Origin of the sequence: uncultured Succinivibrio sp. (assembly GCF_902756765.1) — a bacterium.
Taxonomy (GTDB): Bacteria; Pseudomonadota; Gammaproteobacteria; order Enterobacterales; family Succinivibrionaceae; genus Succinivibrio.
This window is the reverse complement of the sequence record NZ_CACVSS010000031.1, coordinates 1-22583: the sequence shown is the minus strand read 5'-3', so window position 1 is coordinate 22583 and position 22583 is coordinate 1. Positions and strand designations below refer to the sequence as shown.

At 37.8% G+C, this 22583-nt stretch carries 23 protein-coding genes; 6 read left to right on the top strand and 17 right to left on the bottom strand.

The features are described 5' to 3' along the window. Positions 1 to 187: 187 nt before the first annotated feature. Genes sctV through QZU45_RS06145 form a run of 5 tightly spaced genes read right to left on the bottom strand, consistent with a single transcriptional unit; the run spans position 188 to position 4547 of the window. Positions 188 to 2284 (bottom strand): type III secretion system export apparatus subunit SctV, encoded by a 2097-nt coding sequence (gene sctV, locus QZU45_RS06165; protein WP_295352990.1) that lies wholly within the window; start codon positions 2282 to 2284, stop codon positions 188 to 190. Between the two features lie 17 nt (positions 2285 to 2301). Further along, entirely contained in the window at positions 2302 to 2673 is a 372-nt protein-coding gene (locus tag QZU45_RS06160) for a hypothetical protein (RefSeq protein ID WP_295352988.1), read from the bottom strand. 8 nt (positions 2674 to 2681) lie between these two features. Then, the gene (locus tag QZU45_RS06155; protein WP_295352985.1) at positions 2682 to 3062 is read right to left on the bottom strand and encodes a hypothetical protein; all 381 of its coding nucleotides are present in this window, start codon (positions 3060 to 3062) and stop codon (positions 2682 to 2684) included. Further along, positions 3052 to 3453, bottom strand: coding sequence for a type III secretion system chaperone (locus QZU45_RS06150; protein ID WP_295352981.1), 402 nt, complete (start codon positions 3451 to 3453; stop codon positions 3052 to 3054). The genes QZU45_RS06155 and QZU45_RS06150 overlap by 11 nt, the downstream gene beginning before the upstream one ends. Next, positions 3432 to 4547, bottom strand: coding sequence for a TyeA family type III secretion system gatekeeper subunit (locus QZU45_RS06145; protein ID WP_295352978.1), 1116 nt, complete (start codon positions 4545 to 4547; stop codon positions 3432 to 3434). The genes QZU45_RS06150 and QZU45_RS06145 overlap by 22 nt, the downstream gene beginning before the upstream one ends. Positions 4548 to 4863: 316 nt before the next feature. On the opposite strand from QZU45_RS06145, the gene sctU reads away from it, so the two are divergent. From sctU to QZU45_RS06130, 3 genes are all read left to right on the top strand, one after another. Then, entirely contained in the window at positions 4864 to 5910 is a 1047-nt protein-coding gene (gene sctU, locus QZU45_RS06140; RefSeq protein ID WP_295352975.1) for a type III secretion system export apparatus subunit SctU, read from the top strand. Continuing rightward, the gene (locus tag QZU45_RS06135) at positions 5910 to 6386 is read left to right on the top strand and encodes a YscO family type III secretion system apparatus protein (protein WP_295352972.1); all 477 of its coding nucleotides are present in this window, start codon (positions 5910 to 5912) and stop codon (positions 6384 to 6386) included. Before sctU ends, QZU45_RS06135 begins: the two co-directional genes overlap by 1 nt. A 234-nt stretch (positions 6387 to 6620) precedes the next feature. Continuing rightward, the gene (locus tag QZU45_RS06130) at positions 6621 to 7409 is read left to right on the top strand and encodes a hypothetical protein (RefSeq protein WP_295352969.1); all 789 of its coding nucleotides are present in this window, start codon (positions 6621 to 6623) and stop codon (positions 7407 to 7409) included. A gap of 521 nt (positions 7410 to 7930) precedes the next feature. Here the strand turns inward: QZU45_RS06130 and QZU45_RS06125 are convergent. After that, positions 7931 to 8110 carry a hypothetical protein gene (locus QZU45_RS06125; protein ID WP_295352966.1) on the bottom strand — a complete coding sequence of 60 codons (180 nt, stop codon included), beginning with the start codon at positions 8108 to 8110 and terminating at the stop codon, positions 7931 to 7933. A gap of 356 nt (positions 8111 to 8466) precedes the next feature. Here QZU45_RS06125 and QZU45_RS06120 point away from each other — a divergent pair, with 356 nt between their 5' ends. After that, positions 8467 to 9252, top strand: coding sequence for a hypothetical protein (locus tag QZU45_RS06120; protein WP_295352963.1), 786 nt, complete (start codon positions 8467 to 8469; stop codon positions 9250 to 9252). Between the two features lie 159 nt (positions 9253 to 9411). Here the strand turns inward: QZU45_RS06120 and QZU45_RS06115 are convergent, their stop codons facing one another. From QZU45_RS06115 to QZU45_RS06065, 11 genes are all read right to left on the bottom strand, one after another. After that, entirely contained in the window at positions 9412 to 11403 is a 1992-nt protein-coding gene (locus QZU45_RS06115) for a SpoIIE family protein phosphatase (protein WP_295352960.1), read from the bottom strand. A gap of 3 nt (positions 11404 to 11406) precedes the next feature. Continuing rightward, on the bottom strand, positions 11407 to 13371 hold the full coding sequence (locus tag QZU45_RS06110; protein WP_295352957.1) for a SpoIIE family protein phosphatase: 1965 nt from the start codon (positions 13369 to 13371) through the stop codon (positions 11407 to 11409). Positions 13372 to 13433: 62 nt separating this feature from the next. Beyond that, positions 13434 to 13862 carry an ATP-binding protein gene (locus QZU45_RS06105; protein WP_295352954.1) on the bottom strand — a complete coding sequence of 143 codons (429 nt, stop codon included), beginning with the start codon at positions 13860 to 13862 and terminating at the stop codon, positions 13434 to 13436. 17 nt (positions 13863 to 13879) lie between these two features. Further along, positions 13880 to 14227: an STAS domain-containing protein gene (locus QZU45_RS06100; protein WP_295352951.1), complete on the bottom strand. Its 348-nt coding sequence runs from the start codon at positions 14225 to 14227 to the stop codon at positions 13880 to 13882. A gap of 140 nt (positions 14228 to 14367) precedes the next feature. Next, the gene (lgt, locus tag QZU45_RS06095) at positions 14368 to 15084 is read right to left on the bottom strand and encodes a prolipoprotein diacylglyceryl transferase (protein WP_295352949.1); all 717 of its coding nucleotides are present in this window, start codon (positions 15082 to 15084) and stop codon (positions 14368 to 14370) included. 120 nt (positions 15085 to 15204) lie between these two features. Continuing rightward, positions 15205 to 16389, bottom strand: coding sequence for a hypothetical protein (locus QZU45_RS06090; RefSeq protein WP_295352946.1), 1185 nt, complete (start codon positions 16387 to 16389; stop codon positions 15205 to 15207). 16 nt (positions 16390 to 16405) lie between these two features. Next, on the bottom strand, positions 16406 to 17215 hold the full coding sequence (gene sctT / locus QZU45_RS06085; RefSeq protein WP_295352943.1) for a type III secretion system export apparatus subunit SctT: 810 nt from the start codon (positions 17213 to 17215) through the stop codon (positions 16406 to 16408). 6 nt (positions 17216 to 17221) lie between these two features. Next, positions 17222 to 17485 (bottom strand): type III secretion system export apparatus subunit SctS, encoded by a 264-nt coding sequence (gene sctS, locus QZU45_RS06080; protein WP_295352940.1) that lies wholly within the window; start codon positions 17483 to 17485, stop codon positions 17222 to 17224. A gap of 136 nt (positions 17486 to 17621) precedes the next feature. Next, the gene (locus tag QZU45_RS06075; protein ID WP_295352937.1) at positions 17622 to 17924 is read right to left on the bottom strand and encodes a hypothetical protein; all 303 of its coding nucleotides are present in this window, start codon (positions 17922 to 17924) and stop codon (positions 17622 to 17624) included. Positions 17925 to 18368: 444 nt separating this feature from the next. Beyond that, positions 18369 to 19664 (bottom strand): hypothetical protein, encoded by a 1296-nt coding sequence (locus QZU45_RS06070; RefSeq protein WP_295352935.1) that lies wholly within the window; start codon positions 19662 to 19664, stop codon positions 18369 to 18371. An 18-nt stretch (positions 19665 to 19682) separates the two neighbouring features. Beyond that, complete coding sequence (locus QZU45_RS06065) at positions 19683 to 20150, bottom strand: type III secretion system chaperone (RefSeq protein WP_295352932.1); 468 nt, start codon at positions 20148 to 20150, stop codon at positions 19683 to 19685. Positions 20151 to 20957: 807 nt separating this feature from the next. Here QZU45_RS06065 and QZU45_RS06060 point away from each other — a divergent pair. Together QZU45_RS06060 and QZU45_RS06055 are read left to right on the top strand one after the other, a co-directional pair. Continuing rightward, a complete protein-coding gene (locus QZU45_RS06060; protein WP_295352929.1) occupies positions 20958 to 21452 on the top strand; it encodes a type III secretion system chaperone in 495 nt (164 codons plus the stop codon). A gap of 85 nt (positions 21453 to 21537) precedes the next feature. Continuing rightward, a partial coding sequence (locus QZU45_RS06055) for a hypothetical protein (protein WP_295352926.1) occupies positions 21538 to 22583 on the top strand: 1046 nt, incomplete at its 3' end.

Here is a 22583-nt window from a genome sequence, read left to right as displayed (position 1 = left end):
GAGGAAGAATTAGAACAGGAGATACAGACTCCTTATCAGGCTCTTGAATGACAAATGCTCCCGAAGGAGCATTTAAGATCCCAAACTTTATAGATCAGTTAGAGCTCGCAAAGTTTGGGCATATAGCAATAAGGAGATTCTGTTAAGGAAAATTTTATAAAAAGAATTAGCTCAGATAAAACTCAAGCTAGAAGCGAATTCTTTCAATAGGCTGTACAGAAACCTCAGGTGTAAGCTCCTGATAATCCAGTACAGGAACATCATAGAACTCACCTTCAATCAGACGACGTACATAACGTCTAATATCAATAGACGCAATTATAACGGTTCTCTTATTAGTAGATGATCTGATTCGTTTAAGCTCTTCCACAAACTTCTTTGTGCTGTCTGGATCGAGAGCAAGGAAAGAACCAGCCGAACTCTGTCGGATAGACTTTCTGATAATTTCTTCCACATTAGGATCAATCAATACCGCCGGCAACAGATTCTGATCTGCAGTGTAGCGATAGCTGATCTGACGCTTCAGTCCAACACGGACATATTCACAAAGCATAATAATATCTTTTTCACGGGGAGCCCAGGAAATGATATTCTCAAGTATGCATCTTAAATCACGTATTGAAACCTGCTCCTGTACCAGTCGCTTGAAAATATCTGCGATCTTCTGCAGAGGCAGCAGACGTGTAGCCTCATGTACCAAATCAGGGGCACGTTCTTCCATCTTGTCAAGAATATACTTACTTTCCTGCATACCAATAAAGTCACCAGCATGTTTAGCTAGAAGAATGGAAGTATGAAGAGTAATGATATCCTCAAAGTCCAAAGCTGTAATATTAATTTTTTCAAGGTCGGATTTGAATTTCTTTTCAACCCACCAGGACTTTTCTCCAGGAAGGAAGTCTTCGCCCTGCTCCAGATCAATACCCAGCATTTTTACATTTTCAGGCTGATCTCTCACGAGAAGTTTTCCCTTAATAAGAATACCTCTTGCAATCGGAATCTCATCCAGATTCAGAGCATATGAAAGTCCCGGCAAGCCTGGATTATTACGCAGATTAATACCAGGGAACGGAACTCCCAGATCGTAGTAAAGAGCACTTCTAAGATCGATCATACGCTCATCAAGTGCTGCGTAATCCAGCTCTTCATAAAGCTCATTAGAAAGATCAAGAATAATAGGCACAATCGGAGAAAACTCTTCCGCATTTGCACTGCGCTTTGCCTTTTTTCCATTTCCTTTTACAGCTGGAGCCAGAGTCTTATCTACCAACTGAGTCTTAATATCAGGTTCAGAAATGTTAGGCTGATTGGTCATTTTCTCAAGTCCATATGAGATCAGGAACATGAGAACAGACAGAGAAAACAGCTGAGGCTTAGGGAAACCAGGAACCAGCGCAAAGAGGAACACCATTGCAGAAGCTACCTTAAGAGCCTTTGGTCGAGCAAAGATTTCTCCACCGATCTGCTCACCTACGTTATCAACCTTACCGCCAGAACGGGTAACCAGAATACCGGCAGAAATAGAAATCAGCAGAGAAGGTATCTGTGAAACCAGACCATCACCAATGGTGAGAATACCGTACAGCTTAAGGGAATCTGACAGGCCAAGACCATTCATACTTGAACCGATAATGGTACCGGCAATAACGTTAACAGCAGCAATCACAAGACCTGCAACCGCATCGCCCTTAACGAACTTCATGGCACCATCCATGGAACCGTAAAGTTTACTTTCAAGTCCAACTTCGTCACGACGTCTCTGAGCTTCTTCTGCATCAATAGAACCAGCTCTTAAGTCAGCGTCGATTGACATCTGTTTACCTGGCATTGCGTCCAGAGAGAATCTGGCACCAACCTCGGATACACGTTCAGAACCTTTAGCAATAACAAGGAACTGAATAATTGCAATAATGATGAATACCACTGCACCTACAACGAAGTTACCGCCTACTGCGAATTCACCAAAGGTAAAAATAATTTCACCGGCATCCGCCTGAAGAAGAATCAGACGTGTGGTACAGATGTTAAGACCAAGACGGAAAAGAGTTGTAAAAAGAAGAACCGTAGGAAAAGATGAGAAACCAAGCACAGACGGCGTGTAAAGACTCATCATCATAATTATGAATGAAACGGCAAGATTCATGGAAATAAGCAGATCCACCAGTGGCGTTGGCATTGGCAGAATCATAAGGGCGATAACCGCAATAACCGCGCCAACAAGCATAATATCGGCGTGCTTGGTTACCAGACCAACAGAAGTTCTTGCTGAGTTAATGAATGACATTGGTAATCCTTATAGAATCAGGCCTCAGGCTCTTCGATTTCACTACGTGCGTCGATTTCTTGTTTTATCTCTTTGATAAGCTTAGAAGATTCTTCCTGCCTGTTTAGCATAAACAAAGCTCTTGCTTTCAATTTTTTTATTTCCAGCAGATCATACTCAAAATTCTTCATCTGCAGGACGATATCTGCAAAATAAATTGCAGTTTCATAGTCTTCTTTTAGAAAATATAGAATAGGTCGAGCATAAAAAGCCCAGGAATTGTTCGGATCAACAACCAAGATCGCATTAATAGTACTTTCGGCCTTCCTTACTACCCCTAGATTAAGGAAAAGAAAGCCAATCATCTCAAGAGCCCTGATTTCTTTTTTGGTTAGAGTCTTTTTTTGCATTTAAGACATTATCCCCCAACCATAAAGCCTTTGTAGATCTTGAGCAGAAGCTGATTCTCCATAAGTGGATTTGCAACTTCCTGAGAAAAATCATTTGTGGCAGGAGTATCAAACTCCGCAAGCTTTTCAACAGCACTTTCAAAATTCATTGAGAAATTTGCCGGATCAAGTTCATCAGGATTATCAATATTTGGTTTTGCCTTTGACATCATTCGCTTGTCAACAGAACGTTTTTTATACATATTCTCCAGACGGATATTAGGATTCCCCACTGGAACATAAGTCGCGTTCTTAGGCAGATGAGACTGTGTCGTTGGTCTTTCTAGAACCTGATCTAATCCGATATTGGAATTAAGAAGATTCGAGCTTCCATTAATTCTAGTGGCCATGCTTTACCTCATTCCAAAGTTTAATAAATCCAAAGAGAATTTTTTCAAAAGCCTCTGCTGAAATTGAAGGATTCGGCAGAGAAGTGGTAAAGATAATCAGAGGATCCACATATGTTGCACTGTAGACATAACCACCGCTGTACTTAGTCTTTTCCAATGCTGTTTTTAGATAACGGTCAGTTTCAGTTATCTCAGGAGTAACTGCATAACTTACAGCAAGGTAGGTTCTGTCAGCATTCAGTTCAAAAGTAAGCTTTGCCCCATCTACACCAAAGGACAAAGCATTATTCTCATCAAACATCGGCATGTTTGTCATGCCGATGCGTTTTCCAAAACGGAACAGTTCCCTCCTGACAACTTCAGGATCTACTACTGTTGTGATTCCAGCCATTCATCCTCCGCACGAATCTTATTATCAATCAGGACTGTGCAGGCCTCATTGATACGCTCACGAGCTTCTGGCGTTTCATAGAAAATATCAGACATATCTTTCAAAGTCTTGCTCAACTCCTGACAAATAACAACTTCCTGAGCAGGATCCTTTGCGTTAATTGTAATTAACAGATTTCTGATGTCACCAGGAGACACGAAGGTTGACTTGACAAGTTCACCAAGCTTCTCAACAAATTCAATCTTGTTAATGCTTGTTGTATCAATGCCGTGGATCTTATCCAGACGATCGAGCATTACCTCTTCGTGGGCAAAGCATGAATACAGAACCTTAGTCTGCTCCAGTCCTTCTGAAACGGATCTCAGGAAAGCAGGCTCATGACTTCTCTGAGCAGCTTCAAGATCAGCACCTAGGGCCTTGTTGATAAAATCCAGACCTTCTTCGAATTTCTCTCCATATTTTTCGTGGATAAAAGACAGCATTGACATACCATCCTTGAAATTCAGCAGAGCATCTGAATAGTTTTCAGCATTATCCAGAAGACTTAAACCTGCATAGTTGTCCTCTGAGACATCCATGGCATTAACAACTGCCTTAATGCCGTTTTCATTCTGCTTGAATATTTCATCAGCAGCATCCTGCATCAGTTTCTGTTTAACAGGATCTTTTTCCTTAGAAATCAGCTGTAGCAGTAATGCATAGTTTTCAGCATCGTGTCCGCCCTGAGCTTTAAGAGAATCAACAATTTCACGAGGGGTACAACCAACACGTGAAGTTCTCTTTAGAATATCTTCAGTCTTAGACTTTGCATTAACCTTCTCTGATACAGCAGCCTGCATCTTCTTAAGCAGCTCAGCAAGGCGAGCATCAGCATTTTTCTGCTTACGAAGAGCTAATTTTGTCTGCTTAGAATTATCTTTAGAGAAAGTCATCTCTTCCATTGAATCTTCAAATAATGACTTCTCAATATCCGCCGGTTCAACAGAAACCCCATTAATCATACCGCCAGAAGCAGGACCTGTAGTACTAGTGCTGCCAGGAACATTCTGCTGATCAAAACCGGATGGGTTGCGAATACCATTAATATCAGACATAAAACACCTCGAATTTTTTAATTAGGTTCTGCCCACTGCAAAGGAAACATAAACCTACATTTATATATTAAACGGAAAAAAAGACAATAAACCAAACGCTTATTGCAAATTTAAAAATAATTTAACTTTTTTATAGTATAGACAATATAATACAAAATTTTCATACTTTTTTTGCACTATATATGATAATAAGATTATGATCACATATTTTTTTATAAAAAAACTATTTTTCTGCGTAATTTCACTACTTTTGAGCGTAACTCTATATAAAATATGCTTTTCTATTTAAAATAAGCAGAAAAAAACGGATTAACTTATGGCAGACGAGAAAACAGAACAACCGACCCCCAAACGATTGAGGGATTCTAGAGAAAAAGGTGATGTACCTAAGTCACAGGAATTACCTTCTGCTCTAATTGTTACATGTGTTGCAGCCTTTTTTATGGTTGCATCAGGGGATGTGTTCTCTCTCCTAAGTGATCTTGTAAGTAAGATCATTGAAGATACATTAAAGCTTCCTTTCGAAGAGGCCTGGCCTCGTTTAAGCGCTTTTACGCTTTTAATCATGCTCAGAATTGCCGCACCAGTGGTAATCATTGCCATGTGCGCAGCCCTACTTGCAAATTTAGGACAGATCGGATTTTTATTTGCCCCAAAAGCAGCAGCCCCAAAACTTGAAAACCTAAATCCTAAAAAATGGGTTCAAAAAGTATTTTCTAAAAAGAATATGTTTGACTTTGCCAAAAATGTTGCAAAAGTTGTGGTCCTGTCATTTGCTGTGAAAATTGCCCTTTTGAATAATCTAAGACAGCTTTTCGTACTACCTTATCTTGATGTTTCTCACGTATGGGTAATGATGGGAGTAATGCTAAAGGAACTAGCCTTCTTTGCTATCGGAGCATTCCTTGTTGTTGCTTTGGCAGATTTCCTTTACACCAGATTCAAATTTACCAAGGATCATATGATGTCTCCTGACGAAGTAAAAAGAGAATTCAAGGAGTCAGAAGGTGATCCGATGATTAAATCCAAGAGAAAGCAGTTGCATCAGGAGCTGTTAAATTCCAACACTTTAGGGCAGACAAAAAAATCCAAGGTGGTGGTGGTCAACCCAACCCACTATGCAGTTGCTCTTGACTATGACAGAGAAAAACAGCCAATTCCGGTAATTCTTGCAAAAGGCAAGGATGATGTTGCAAGACGCATGATCAAGGTTGCAGAAGAGGAAAAGATTCCTGTAATGAGAGAACCACCTCTTGCCAGAGCACTTTATGCAGAGGGTAATGAGGGAGAGCAGATACCAGACGATCTTCTGATTCCAGTCGCCAAGGTACTGCGTTACGTTGAGGCATTAAAGAAGATCTGATGGCTACTTATCCGCTGGCAAAACTGATAGGACTTCGTGCTCATCGAGTAGATGAGGCGCAGAGGAATCGTATGCTTGCGCAGAAAAAAGTTGAACAGGCCCAGACCGCCATCAAAAAGAAAATTCAGGAAATCGAGGATTACAAGGTCTGGAAGGAAGAGGAAACTGTAAGACGTTATGACAGCGTTATGTTCAAGGAATTAAGCAACGAAGCCTTTGAAAAGTTCAAACAGGATCTTGCCAATCTGAATATTGGAGAACTCAAACTTCAGGACGAACTCAGAGTGCTAAAAAATGAAGAGGAAACGCTTAAGATCGAACTGGATAAGGCAAAAAATGCAGTAAAACAGGCAACAGCAGATCTGAACAAGCTTGAAGAGCATAAGAAAATATGGCTTGAAATGCAGCGTCTTGAAAACGAAAGAAAAGAAGAAAGCGAGCTTGAAGATTTCCACACCAAGAAGAATGAGTTTTAACAGTCCTCAGTCAAACGAAAGATAGAAATATGTCTGTGAAAAAATTTTACCCATACCAGTAGGTATATTTAAGCATTTTTTCAAGTTTTTTGATTAAAATCAAAATTTATATATTTTTTTAAATGTAGAGCAAATTTTATTCTTTACAAAAAATTTATTGGTTCTATACTTCGGATAAAAGGTTAAAGTTTTTGGTTATAAACCACAACAGACAATTTTAAGAAGGTACAGATTATGACACAGATTAATGGCGTTGGCGCATCTTCATCAATGAATCTTGATGGTATAGATCTAAGCAGCATGAGTACTTTTACAGCTGCAGCATTAGTTCAGCTTGAAATTGCTAAGACCAATAAGGATCAGGCAACAAGATATATCAACGATATGAAGGCTCAGAATGATCAGGCAAAAAGACTTTTAGCACAGGCCGATGCTTTAAAGTCAATCAATACCAATCCAGCATACTCTAAGTATAATCTGCCTGGCGATTTAGAAGCTATGAAGAAAACTCTGGCTGACGTTGAATATGTAGAGGCAACCTACGAGAAAATGGAAGCACAGATTGCTGCTGGTACATTAAAACCAGATAGCAATAATCTATATAAGCTTGATAAGACCTCTAACGACAAGCTACATGATTTTGTAAACAAGGCCGGTCATGAGAATTTTCCTAATATTGTCAGAACCGCTGACGGTAGCTTCGACGATCTTCACTTCAAGTATGAGCTTGATGATGGACTGAAGGAAATCAAGCAGTACAAAGAGTTCTTAAATACTATGATTAAGGCTGCAGAAAACGGAACTATTCCAAAGGAAATGCTGTCAAAGTCTAAGTTAGATACTCAGTCCATTGACTCGCTGATTACCTCTCTGCAGCATCAGGCAGAAAACTGTAACTCTGACAACCAGACTCAGATGGTTAAGCTACAGGATAAGATGGGTCAGTATAATGCCTATGTATCAGGCTCATCAGATATGATTAAGACCGGTTCTCAGTTGCAGCAGAGCATTCTGAGAAACTAAAACTAGTTCTGAAGTTTTCAAGGTTATATAAGGCTTCACAAAAACGTGAGGCCTTTATTTTGGGTGTTTGACCCCCTCAACAATATGCCTTATCAAAAAGAATATCGACCTCTAACGTTGTTTATACGAAGCCTTCTATCGTGCATTTTTCTTCTCAAGTATAAAACTTAATTAAAGAATCATGAGGATAAAAGATTTCTGTTCCTGTTCATGTCTCTATTTGAGGACCGCAGTCCAAAAAGAAAGAGGATATAGAATTGAAAGCAACACAGCAATATCAGCTGGTCATCATAATATGCTCTAATGTTCAACTCGTCTCCGCATTTGAATGATCCTGAAATAATATTGAATGACAGGATCCATTTTCCATTATTAGCTTTTTCCACTAATTAAGTTGAACCAATGAGAGGAACCACCCAATATACTTTAATAATGACACTTCAGAAATGACTAAAAGGTGAACGAAGTAAATTCAACGTCAAAACTCTACAACATCAGTAATAGTATTCAGCCTATCAATGTCAATAGATAGCCTTTTTCTCGTTTTCTGCTATCTTGCTGATACAACCAGAGATTGTTTTTCTTGCCAGCAGAAGCTCTTTGAAAAACACAAGTCTTAAACAATCAACATTCTCAGCATCCTTAAGCAGATCAGGTTTAATTACCTTATCAACAAATTTTTCTCTTAGAGCAAATATCATTAACTCCTATTTAGAGCGAATCGCTTTAATAACTCAGAAATTTTTTTATTAGGGTCAAATATACAGACAGGAAATAAGACAGGACTGACGGTTAATACTATATTAAAAAGAGAAGCTTAAGGTCAGGATCTGACAACTTAAAATGTACATTAACCGTTTAGAAATAATAAAAAGGTGTAAAAAAATCTGCTGATTAATCCAACATGTATCACAAAAACAGTCAAAAGACACTTTTTTATAATGTAGAGTAAATTTTATACTTTACAAAAAAGATATTGCTTCTATACTATAGACAAAGGTTAAATTTATTAAACAGTTTTTTTTTAAACTCACACTACATACAGAAGGTACAGAATATGGCACAGATTAACGGTGTAAACAATGCAAACGGCAACATGAACATTAATGGCCTCGATATGAAAGGCATGAGTCCTTTTGCTGCTGCAGCTTTGGTTCAGCTTGAAATCGCAAAAACCAACAAGGATTCTGCTACAAGATACATTAATGACATGAAAACTCAGAATGACCGTGCAAAACAGCTTATGGCCGCAGCTGATAAACTAAGACAGTTCAAAGATGACAAGTCCATTGGTGATTACAAGATTCCAACCAATATTGACGATATGAAGAAACAGCTTGAAACCATTTCCAAGGCTGAGAATACCTATAAAAAGATGCTTAACGATATTAAGACTGGCGATTTAAAGCCTTATAAGCATGGAAAAGACGATTGCTACAATCTTCCAAATGATGTCTATAAAGAGTTAAAGACTCTGACAGACAGCGTAGGCAAAAAGAACTTTCCTGATATGACCCGTGGCGATGACAACATTCATATGGAATATGAGCTCAAGGGCGGTCTAAAGGAGCTTGAGAAATACAAGGCAATTCTAACTGCAGCAGTTGCTGCTATGGAAACAGGCGGTATTTCTGCAACAGACTTTAACGGTAAGATTGATTCCACCAGAATTGATTCTCTGTTAACCTCACTTCAGCACCAGGCAGAAAACTGCAACTCAGATAATCAGACTCAGATGGTTAAGCTTCAGGATAAGATGGGTCAGTACAACGCTTACGTTTCAGGCTCTTCAGATATGATTAAGACCGGAGCTCAGCTACAGCAGAGCATCCTCAAGTCATAAGATTTCATTATAATGCTTTAAAAAGGGGCAATAGAAATATTGCTCCTTTTCTTTTTCATGTTAGAAAAAATAACAGGATTTGTCAGGCGCAGCTCCATTTTTAATGAGAAAGAATGGATAAATAATATTGGCACTAAAGAATTTCTAGCTTGCAAAGACCTATTGAGGATAGTCAACCACCAGCATAGTTATGTCATCAGACTGAGGCGCAGCACCTCTGTATGAGAGAATCTCATTTAACATACTCTCGGAGAAATCTTTTACATCAAGCGCTCCGAATTTATTAACATTCTGATATATTCTATTCTCGCCAAACAGTTCCTTAGCTTCATTATTAGCTTCACTGACTCCGTCCGTATACAGGAAGATTCTAGAATTGCGCTCAATTAAACTGCTAAATTCCTTATACTCAAAGCCGGCTGCTACACCAGGTGCAGGACCACTCAAGCCTTCAAGCACACTTACCTTATTGTCATGACAGATAACAGGCTGACAATGACCACCGTTGGCATAGGTAAAACTTCCGGTTTTGCGATTCAAGACTCCTAAAAACAGTGTTACAAACATCATATTAGGATTATGGGTACAGAGAATCTTGTTAACTTCGTTCATAACAGCGGCAGAAGACATCTTTAGAGAGAAACACTGTCTAACGATAGTTACAGTCATTACCATGAATAGAGCTGCAGGAACCCCCTTGTCTGACACATCGCCAATCACAAAGGCGACATTATCCTCGTCAAGCTCAATAACATCGTAAAGATCACCTCCCACTTCCTTAGCAGGAATCATCTTACCTTTTATCTTAAGAGGAACAAAACGCTGACTATCAAGATTATCCGGCAGAATACCAAGCTGAATATCCTTAGCTGTATTCAGTTCACCTTCAATCTTACGCTGACGATCCTGTGTCTCAAGCAGATTACAGATATTCGAGGACAGATTGATAATCATTTTGGAGATTGCCTTAGAAATCTCTCCCACTTCATCATTGCGTTGTCTGTCAAACCTGTTAATAAAACGTCTGACGCTTATAATGTCTCTTAAATCAAGTTTGGCGATATCCTTGGTGTAATGAGTTACTGAAGATAAAGGTTTAGCAAGATCAGAAACTAGTATCATGGCTATAAGAATCGCAAATGAAGCCACTATACCGCCAATAATAATAAACTTGTTGGTTTCGTCTCGCTGAGTTCGCAGAATATCACTTATAGGGGTGGCAGAAACAATATAAACCCCCATCTGATTGTAGTAGGAACCCATCATCTGATAGTCAATGCCATTAAGACTTTTAACAAAGGAAACATTCCGCTTCTGATTAAATAAAGATTTAATATTTGAACGCATAGTCTGGTCAAACACCAGAGCTTCTGTCCCCTCTTTTAGTACAGGTGCAACCTGAATTCCATTGGAATCAACAATGAAAGTCAATAGCCTTCTGTTTGAGGACAGCGCTCTGCCTTCTGGCTTAATAACATTGTTTAAGGCATCAATGATCTGACCTTTTACATTCTTAAAATCGTTCTCCAGATCCTGTTGGCTTTCTGTTACAACAAGAATACGGTCTTCATCCATGTAGGTAATATTCACAAGATAAACATCTTTATTTATATTATCTTTTAAGACATGATATGTTCCTGGATTGTGAAAAGATCCCTGCGCAAGGAAATCCTTAAGAGGAAGACCTAGAATAGTGCTGAAATTTAAAAGTCGCCTGTAATCAGCTCTGACAAAATAAGAGTTATCAGGATTCTTTTTATCAAAGATAAATGGCATCAGCCCAGAGGCTCTGGTGCTCTCAAACATTATGTTGCGAATAATAGAGCTGCTACCGATAAAACCTGACATTTCATCATTAAGCGAAAAAGCATCAAGAATAGCCTTAGACATCAGTCTGAGCTTAACACGTCTGCCGTTTAAGACCTCCATATCAGAGACCACAGTACGATAATAGTAACTGTCAAAGATCTCTGAAAACATAATATTATTTGAGGTCTGATAAAAGTGATTCTTCTCCAATGCAGCCTGTGTCTGAGTGTAATAAAGCACGGCCACGACCACCAGAATAGGCAGAATGGCAAATACCAGAATCAAAGCTAAAAGCTTTGATTTAAAACTCAGCGAAGAAAAACTTTTCAACGTTTTAATCATATATTAATTTCTTACACAGAGAATCGTAATGTCATCAGACTGAGCTGCTTTATTTCTATATAAAATCAGCTCCCCCATCATCTTAGAACAGACTCGCTCAGGATCTGTTTCTTTAAGTTTTTTAAGGAAATGCTCAATGCGCTTCTCGCCGTACAGTTCCAGCTGAGGATTCTGTGCTTCACTTACACCGTCAGTAAAGAAAAACAGATTACTGTTCAGAGGAACATTTGTTGAGAATGATTTGTATTCAAAGCCAGGAGCAACGCCAATTGCAGGTCCGCTAAGACCTTCAATAGTATCTACATTACCATCCGAGAAGATATATGGCACACAGTGTCCACAGTTTACATAGGATAATTCACCGGTTTTCTTGTTCAGCACACCTACAAAAAGAGTTACAAACATCATATTAGGATTGTGCTGACAAAGATTTCTGTTAAGCTCAAGGGCTATCTGCTCAACCGGCATCTTTAGAGAAACACATTCTCTTATAAGAATAACCGTCATAGCCATGAAAAGTGCAGCCGGAACCCCTTTGTCAGAAACGTCTCCGATTACTAAAGCAATCCTATCTTCATCAAAGGAGATGGCATCATATAGATCACCGCCAACCTCTTTGGCAGGAACCTGCAGAGCAGAAAGCTTCAGAGGACTAAACTCACTTAACTTTAACGACTCAGGCAGAATACCCATCTGAATTTCTTTTGCAGCGTTAAGTTCACCTTCAAGCTGACGTTTCTGAGCATTTGCTGAAAGAAGCTCAATAGCCTTATCAGAAACCGAACATGACATTTCCTTTAAGGTTTCTGAAAGCATACCGATCTCATCATTGGACTTTTCAGGAAGCATCTGAGCAATCTTTGCAATTTCTTCCTTGTTTGTCAGATCAGTATGCTCAATATATTCGGCAGTTTTTGCAATACTAGTCAGAGAGCTTAAAGGCTTTCTCAAAATTGATGAACATAGGAATATACAGGTTCCGGCAAGAAGGATAGTAATAATCCAGATGATCTCCATCGAGTCATTCAGAGCGGAAACTCCATCTGCAAGATTAATCGAATAAACGAAAAACCAGCCAGTCTGCTTGAAATAGAAGATATAGGCATAATTATCTTCATCCAGAGATCCTTCCCAGACATCATTAGTTCTTGCAATATCTAGATATTTTTCATCTAAGGTATCAGGAAGTTTATAAGCCTGTTTTCTAATGATTGACTTACGATCGTCAGTAAAAACATAGATATTTGTTGAATCCGGATCAATTCGGTTAATAGCCGTAATAGTGCTTACCAGATCTAGGGCAAAAGCTTTCTCAAGAAAATTATCGTCATAGTTCTGCTTTGTTTCAGTAATATCATGAAATAAACAGATTACGTAATCATCAGTAAGCTTGGTAAGAGAGCCTAGATAGTGTTTGCGTCCATTTATAAAATAATAGTGATAAAACTTATCCTTCTCCAAATCTCTGTCTCTAATAAGATCTGCCAAAGTCTTATCGGTTACACTTCCAAGTCTTGATTCAAGAAGCCTTCTGGATTTCTCAGAGACAAACATTCCCTTATATGGCTTGGATGTATTGGAGATAAAAGTTGAGGTTCTATTGGTGTTTCCAGCGCCTAGGATATAGTCTTCAGCAATTTCCATAAGATTGTCATCTCTAAAGGACATTGCCTGAGTAATACCTTTTTTGATGAGAAAAAGCTGTTCTTCGTTAGTTTTTCTGATGGAGAAAAGAGGAACTATTGATTCGCTTAAAACCCACTGGAAGTTTTCACTGACAAATTCCTGCAAAACATGTGATTCTGAGGTTAAAGCTTCCTTCTGCTCCTGAACAATGTGTTTTTTCAGAGCATCATAGGAATAGTATGAGAACAGAAGTAAGGGCACAATAAGCAGGCACAAAGACAAGAGCATAACCTTTGTCTTGAAGCTGAATCTGAGTCTAGTGCTCTTTACAGGCTTACTCATCTACTTATTCCAATAAAAAAGATTCACTTCGTCTATCACTGTAGAGCAGCATTATCAATAGATTACTTTTCACAATAGCCTTTGGCTTCAATAAAAATATCTACAACATTGCAGTCTTTAATACGTGAATAGATATAGTGGTTAGACATGTTCTTCACAAAATGAATACCAAGACCACCTATAGGACGAATATCAACTGCATCTTCTGTATGAGGATTTCTTTCTTCCTTGAAAGGATTGAAAGGTTTACCGCTGTCTATAAAGGAGATTCGGATATAAGGCTCACCGTCAAAGGTAACAACTCCGCAGGAGAACTCTGCACTGCCTCCCTTACCGTCATACGCATAGTTGCATATATTGGCAAGCAGCTCTTCGACAACTAGCTGGGTTTTCATCAGTAAAGGCTCAAGATTTCCGGTCAGATAATCCTTGAGTTTTTCGTTTATAGTCTCAAGCTGTTCAATTTTTGCAGGAAGTTTGATAGATATCATTGCAAATTACCTCTGTGTTAAGCAACTGCTGTCTTGGCGCTATCCAGGTTTTCACAAACAGTTATAATCAAGTCGAATCCTGAGATCTTAAAAACCTCATGAACCTCTGGAGCCAAATTGCAGATAGCAACTTTTCGTCCCTGTTCCTTACACAGCTTGGCAACTTTAAGAATCGCTCTTAGGCCTGCAGAACTTATATATATCAGTTTGGAAAAATCAATTACATATCCGGTTATACCATCAACAGAACACTGAGGAATTACTTTTTCCTCGAATTCACCTACGCTTAAAGCGTCCATTCTACCCTCTACCTCAATAACAGAAATACTTCCGTTATCAGGAGAAGCATTAATATTTATTTCCACTTTTACATCCTCTTAACTTAAAAGCTAAATACATTTAGATTATAGATTGCCTATACTCTCAACTGTTTTAATATTTCTGTAAATGTGAATTGCCACAAATGATTTAAGATCAAAATATTAGGATACATCCATTGCTAAACTCACATTATTCTTCTCATGCAAACAATACATGCAAGCATGTAGAAAACACAGAGAATCTGCCCTAATGTAAGGCCATAAAAATACCCTATCATTGCATCAGCCTCTCGGAAATACTCTGTGAATAACCTAAAAAAGCTATACCCTAAAAGGTACCAGCAGGAAATCTGCAGAGGTCTTGTAAGGTATTTTTTTCTATACAGTATAAAAAGCAGGATTGCCAACACCGGACCTTCAAAGAAAGCCTCATAAAGCTGGACAGGGTGGCGCAGATTGTCATCAGCTCCTTCAAAAACCACGCCCCATGGCATTGACGTTACTCTTCCCCACAGCTCACCATTTATAAAATTACAGCACCGCCCAAGAGGAATGATTAAAAGAGCAATCAGACAAGCCCGGTCAACTCCCCTCATAAAAGTCTCTTTTCCTGCTTTTGTCAGATAAGCACACAGATAGCAGCCACCGACTAATCCTAATACACCGCCATGAAAAGACATTCCTCCTTTCCATAGCTCTATAGCCTCCAAAGGGTTATGTAAATAATAAAGAGGCTCATAAAAAATTATATAACCAAGACGCCCGCCAATAATTGCACCATTAGCTGCAAAAAGAGCAAGGACAAGTTTAAGATTCAAAGAGAAAACAGCAGATGGAAGCAGTACATACAGAAGAAAACCTAAAAGATAAACTCCCCCATATGCAAAAGAGTTTATATCCATACTGTTTCTTCTCTCCCCTGTATTCTCTATAACCAGTCTTTAACAGTTAAACTATACACACCAGTCTAATGACTAAAAATCCAACCTATAGCCGCTCTTATTTTTTTGAAAGAACGGTTCCTACTTGCTTTTGATAGTATGAAAAATGTCATCAACTGCCACCAGCACATCAAATGAAGGTCGCCACTGAACAAGTGAGGCAGTCTTAAGATTTACACCAAAAGACAGAGGTACGGACAAGTGCTTTTTATCAGCTATAGAACTATAATCAAAATTGGTTGAAACAAGTCTTTCTATAACATCAGCTGCATATGTAGCACGAGTATACTCGTTTGGATCATAAACACTTAAAAGGCTACCAGCCTCGACCTGAGCTTTGGAATCATAAGAGAGGACAGGAATTTTCTTTGTAAGCAGAGGTCTTAGCTGAGTATAGAAGTTGGCTAAATCAACAGCATTACCAAGTTCTGGAAGGAAAACAGCTGTAATAGATTCTTTAGAAAGTTCAGTAGTACAGCGAACAAATTCTTCTCTGGCTAACTGAACATCAGGAACAAAGAAAGAACCCTCACATACCTTAATCTGGAAGTTTTTCTCTTTTGCAAATAACATTACATCAGAATAAGCATTGTACATATCATAGAGATGATTCTTATCTCTAAAAAATCCAAAACCGGTATAACCGAACATAGTGTGAAAAAGAGAGATATCATCTTTGACATTTCTTGAATCATCTACGATAACAATATTTTTTTTCCCTTTTGCCAGTCTTTTAAGCATATCTGTAGAGTTTGTATCAAAGCAGATAGCAGGAATATCAATATCATCTTCAGCAAGATATTTGGTTGCTATATCGCCTAAAGCAAATATTAAATCAATCTCTTTATTAGAAATCTTTGAGGACAGGGATTCAATGGTGTCCTTTAAAACAGTCGGCTCCCAGTTGTAGACAAAAGATAATTCTGAAGGAAATTCAAGACATTTCCCCTTTAAAGCATCTGTAACATACTTCCTGTATGAAGACTTATTTCTAAGATCAACTGTCTTGGAAATATTGTTCTCAGCAACAAAGCCATCATCACCTAGCTTTTTTAATATCTGAGAAAAAAAAGTGAGAGAATTCTTCTGAAGTCCCGCCGCCATCACGGCAACCTTTAGAGGAGGGTTATTCTGACATGAAGGAATTTTTTGTGAAGCAAAAGACTCCGAAGTAAAACAGAAGCAGAGGGTAAAGACCAGCAGCAGTTTAAAAGAATTTATAAAACTGCAAGGTAGAATGTTATGCACCTTTACTTTGTAAAACATAATAGTGCTCCCGAATCTAGAATAATTTAGTAAGATACATCAGCATATTGCTCATCTTATTCAAATAGATTTCACCTATCTCCATATAAGGCTGAATAAACAGCACAATTAATGTTGCACACAGTCCGCTCTTAATAGGCATAGACAAAATGAAAACATTCAACTGTGGAGCAAATCTGTTAATCAGACCAAGGGAAATATCCGTCATCAGAGCCACAATTACGAATGGAGAACAAATAACCATCGCTGTAGCCATAAGGGTATTCAGACCATAACCTGCATATTCTGCTACTTTTGCGGCAGTTACCCCCGGAAGTACCTCATATACAGGCCAGACAGTATATGAGCTTAGAATAAAGGCAAGATATGAAACAATAGCACCTGTAGAATAAAAAAGGATCACAAGAGAAAGCATCAGCACCGAACCAAAAGGAGAATTCTGCATTTCATCAAGCAGATCACCGCCCTGAGCCTGGCTCGCACCTCTCTGGTTATCAATAATCATACCGGCTGCCATAGCCGCATAAAAAAACACACCTGAAATAAAAGCAATCAAAAATCCTATAACAACTTCCTTAAAAATCAGCGCGCATATTACAAAGGCACTTAGATCCATGTTTTTCTGAAGATCTGCCTGTGCCATGAATATAGGGAAGGCAGGCAGAATAAATACGACACATAAAGGAAGTTTTACGATAGTTGCTATCTTCGGAGCGAAAAAAGGCGTAAAAGAAATAAGGACAATAAGTCTGGTCATCGCCAGGAGAATAAAGATAACTAATTCCCTACTCCCTGATTCCAACAGCAAGACAACTAATTTTTCCATATTCTTTTACTGCAGCAGATAGAACTTTTCAAAGATTGTCTGGGCAATCTGCATGATCTGACCGGTCATCCAGCCTGCCGCCAGAAACAAAGTAATGGATACAGCTATAAGCTTGATACCAAATGAAAGAGTCTGTTCCTGCAGCTGAGTGATAGCCTGAAATAAACTGAATAAAAGACCAACTATTGATGCCACAAAGATAGGAGGAAGTGAAAGCATCAAAACCAGAAACATTGATTGTCTAATCAGTTCAATAACAGATGGATTCATTTTTTCACCTAAAAATCAGTATATACATCTCAAGTATAGCAAGGCCACCGGATTATACTTAATATATTAAATCAACTATTTGATTAAGGTAAAAAAAATAGGAGCTCAGCCCCTATTTTTTTTAGATTAAATTCAATTATGCCATCATGCCACGTCTTGGACCAGCTTTAGCTTTAGGAGCACTTCCGCCTTTCTTAGCACGAATTTTATCTTCATAAACAGCTGCACGCTGTCTACCTTCAGCCTCAGCCTTACGCTTAGCCTCTTCAATCATTTGATCTAGCACTGCGTCATGAGGAAGATTTCTTACATCAAAATTAGCGGCTTCCTTTGGAAGCTGTGACTTTACAGAATCATAAAGGGCATCAAGACGTTTTAATTCTTGTTCGATTTCATTCAGTTCTGCAATGCTTTCATTCAGTTCTTCTTCAGTAAACATCTTATATTTCCTTACTAAAAAAATAACAATAATTCCGATTCCCAACTCTTCAACAGATTATCCTAGATTAAATCTGTATGGATTAAAAATCATGAAACAGTCTTATAAAAACAACACCCCTCACGATCTCCTCCTTAACCTCATTTTAGAAAAAAAATGCATATGGCGATAATGACATTTAAAAAAAATTGAGAGTTTGTTGTAATTATTTCAGTTTTTCTTTCGAAAAATTGAAACAGGTCACTTAATGCAATACCTCCTGCATCAATTTAATCAATTTATAAGTTATCTCGTAAACTAGATAACAGGAGCAATTTGTAGTGAACAACATCGGCTATATGAATTGCCGAGCATTCTACTACGACAGCAGGATTTTAATTTGTTCGTCATGATTTCGTATTACTTAGTCTCTACCTAAAATTTCAATAAAACGAGAGCTGCACGTTAAAAATCGTCTTCCTTATTCTCAATGGATTTCTGTGCTTCCTCTGGAAGATCAACATCTTTTGTAAAAGTAAAAGCATAATCCTCATCTGGCTCATCAGTTTCTCTGATTGAGAACATAGTGTAATCAACGATGCTTTCCTTATTTAGAGTCTTAACCTGGCCATAAGGGTCAAGAACCTTAAATCCCTTTGGAATAACCTCTAAGACCGTAACTGCATGGTTAGGTGCAATTCCATCTCTGAGAGCAACATCCTTCTGATTGTATCCATTATGACCAATCACCACAGGTTTTCCGCGACTTAATAGAGTTGAAATAGCTTCATATCCATCCTGTGCAGAAGTAAAGTTTAATCCTATCTTTTTTATACCTGTATTCTCACCGGTATAACTGCAGCCGCGTAAGGCAACAACGCCCTCATTAGCTGAACGTAATGGAATTTGAATTCTGCGCTTATAAACTTCAATAGCTTTAGGATTATTAATATCAGGATTATCTTCCGATAAAGACAGATGAATCAGCATCGCATTTTCAAGAGCAACAACCCAAGGCGCACTGTTACTTCCAAACCTATCCCCACCGCTTGAAGCAATTCTTCCCATTGGAACATCATAGAGGTTGGTTCCAAGACGAATAACTACGTTTCCAGGAGTTTTACTCTCAGAAAATATTCTCTCAATGGACTCTGTACCCTGGGTATGCAGCGTAGCTGTAATTGCAGAGAGGAACCAGCAGTCCTGCAGTTCTGGATTCTGTTTAATATCAGCTAGTCTAGGCTCTCCCTTAGGGAATAGAACCTGCCTGTAATCCTTATCAGGTTCTTTTTTATAATCATAAAAGTAATCAACTTTCATTCCCTTTGAGTCAAAACCACATAGATTTGCATACTGGCCAAGACTTGCAGAGTAAGGTCGTCCCTTGTTCACTACATTGTCAGGAAGGGGAAGAGCCTTCTTGTTTCTTAAAGAGTCAAGTTTCTCTTCAGTTGAAAGTGTCTTAGAGGATTTCACCCCTTTAAAAAGGTTTACGATCCATAAAATAGCTCTACCAAGTTTATTTTTAAAAGAGTTGCTTGGTTTTGGCTGTTTTATCATATCAATAGCAGTCTTATAATTATCCGGAATAGGTGAATACATAGAAACAATAGCACCCTTAAGAGAGACATTCACATGTCTATCAGATGGATTAGGTGCTCTGCCTGGTCCAAAACCACCTTCTGTTCTATTGGGCTCCTGATTATTATCTGTTGTATCAGTAAAACCTGAACCACTGACTCTGCCAATTGGATCGGACATATCTGACCTCCGAAATCATTATCCTACTATTATTGAATTCGTATAAGTTGTACCGTAGGTTAAACCATAATCATCCTCAGCAATATCGTTAACTCTAAATACCGCAAAGCGAACTTCATCTACAAAATCTTGAATGGCATCGCCCAGACTAGTGACGCTAAGACCAGCTACATCGAGCATCAGCTGAACAGTAAGAGCATTATTGTCTCCTGCAAGTGAGAAGGTAATACCTTTACTTTTATTAAATAGAAACTGACGATGCATGAAATCCTTTATTACTTCATCTTCACCATTAGAATCAATAAAGCCAGCTTCAGCAAAAATCAGTAAGGAATCTTTAGGCTCTATGTAACAGAAATTTATGGTTGGCATCCAGTCATATTTCAGACGCATCTGACACATACCTTCATCGCCCAGATCGCCACCCTCCACCTGAAGATTCCTTAGTGTTTCTGCAAAGATAAGCCTGCACTGCTGAATACTCATAAACAACTCCTAAACACAAGGTATTTCTTCCTTATTATAAGAAGAAATTATTTTTTTATTTTTTTTAGCCTTCATGTTTAGAAAAAAATGTGATAATACTAAACAAATTAAAATCATTTCAAATTTCCTGCCTTTCTATATGAAGAACTTTAAGGAAGTTCAATAGCTCAATCTTAATTAAATCCGTAATTATCAGCCTGTCATTTGTATCAACTAAGATAATCACAAGTTATCTTTTTATATAAAGTTAATCCTTTAGAGATTTAACTTTAATGTAAGTATAAATCATTTATTGGTGGTTTAAATTCCCCTACATTAAAATATTTCGTTTTTTATCAAAAATTGCAGTTGTAGTCACATTTTTTCTTTTTTTAGAACTACAAAAATATTTACTTTCAAAATACCAACAAAACAGAAACTGACTATCAGAACATGCAAATAGAGGTACATTAACGAATAAAAGAAAAGACTGACATTCTTGCTTTCAACTTCTCGTCTAAATTAGCTATAAATACAAATTTAACTTTTCAATCAAATTCCTTTTAAGCAAAAGGAACAGAGCTTTACAAAATTATTAAGAGAAATTTAAAGTAATCAAATTTACTACTCTTACCTTCCAGTGTTTAGAAAGATTTTGTGAGAGAAAGCCTATAGACCAAAAGCGATCAGAACTATTATTTGAAGGAACGCAAACTTTTTATATTTTTTTTAATTATTTTTTTATTTGTAGTTACATCTTTATAAAATTACACCTATACTGTATAGGTCTATTATTTTTTTCTAAATAAGGTAAGGCATTGGTAATACATGAAAAGTGAAGAGATTATCAATAAAATCAACGAAATAACCGGTTTAGATCTGGCTTTAAAAGAAGGTTGTTCCGCAAACTTTATTTATGAAGAAAGAAATGCTCTTCTGCATTTTGAAGAAGAACTTGGACTCTGCATTATTTATGTAGAACAAACAACACTCTCCCCTGCTGCAGTTTCGGCTGTTGTTCCTTATCTTTTAGAAGCAAACTTTCTGTTTTCAATCACTAATGGCGGAGCTTTTAGCTATCACAAAGATACACGTATGGTTTCTCTGAATTTTATGTACCCTTGCAGCGAACAAACCGACACTGATGGATTTATCGATAGTCTTAACCGTTCACTATCGGTCGCTGATGAATGGCCCCAAAAAGTTAATACCATGAACAATGATGCATTGCAGTACAGCGCAAGGAGACCTCAGAACATTATAAAAGCTGTAAAAGAAAATCAGTATCAGCCTTTGAGCACTAGTAACATCATGTTTCTATAGGTACTAAATGAATGAGTCATCAGAATAATTAGTCTGCAAAAAATTGTAGGAAAGAATTTTTTTTATGAATTAGAGGATGGTATAAATGAGTGATTTTAACGCAAAATTCAACAGCACTAATCTAACTCTTCAGGATTTTAAAAATATTGCCGAGCATAGCAATGCTGATGCAGAAGTTCGCATTAAAAAGAGCGACGGCAAACTGAGTACCAGTCCGTTAGGTTTTATTTCAAGAAATATCGGCCTTGGACATCAAAATTCCAATAACCAGGCCACCTTGGCCTTCTGGACAGTACTAATCAACGATGACAAGTACAAGGATATCAGCAATAATCTGCGCCGTACCATGAGGGCGATGCAGGCAAATGGAACCATCAAAGCAGGAAATGCACTTACTCCTGCAAAAATCACTCAGGCAATCAAGACCGCTGATGATCTTCTGAAAGCACATAATAAAGCGAAGACTACAGCGGAGAACTTTATTTTAAATGCTAAAAAAAATCACGTGGTTGATCCTAAACAAACTAACGCGCTAAAAAACTTTGCAGAAAAAATTGCTTTTGCTCAGCTAATAAAAAAAGACTTTACTGAAGTTGATCGTGACGGCAATGAAGTTTCTTATTCTCTAGATGACAATAAAGCATTCTTCAAAAGTGTTCTGAAAGCATTCTACGAAAATAGAAATCCTGACTATTTTGCCAGTTCTGATCTATTGAAGGTTGATTCTGAGGTTTTTGGTGGAGATAAAAACAAGACAGAATCTATCGATAAGTTTGTAAAAAATCTTTTCCCTAATTATAAAAATGAAGAATATCGAAAAGCTTTTATTAGCACAATTGATAATAGCGGTGATTTTGTCATCGATGATAACAATAAACAGCCGGATGGAAAGTTTGGATCCAAAACTCTCTTGAATACCTTTTCGCTTGGATCCGATGATTGTATAGCCGTATTAAAGAGGCTTTCATCATCTCAGCTTGATAAAATCGGATCAGCCTTAAAGACGTTGCAAATCCCTGATAAAACTAAAGCAGATTCTTTTAGCAAATTACTTTATATGCTGAAAAATGCAATCAGCAAGAATAAACAGTTTAATCTTGATACTGCAGAAGGTCAGGATAAATTTAATAC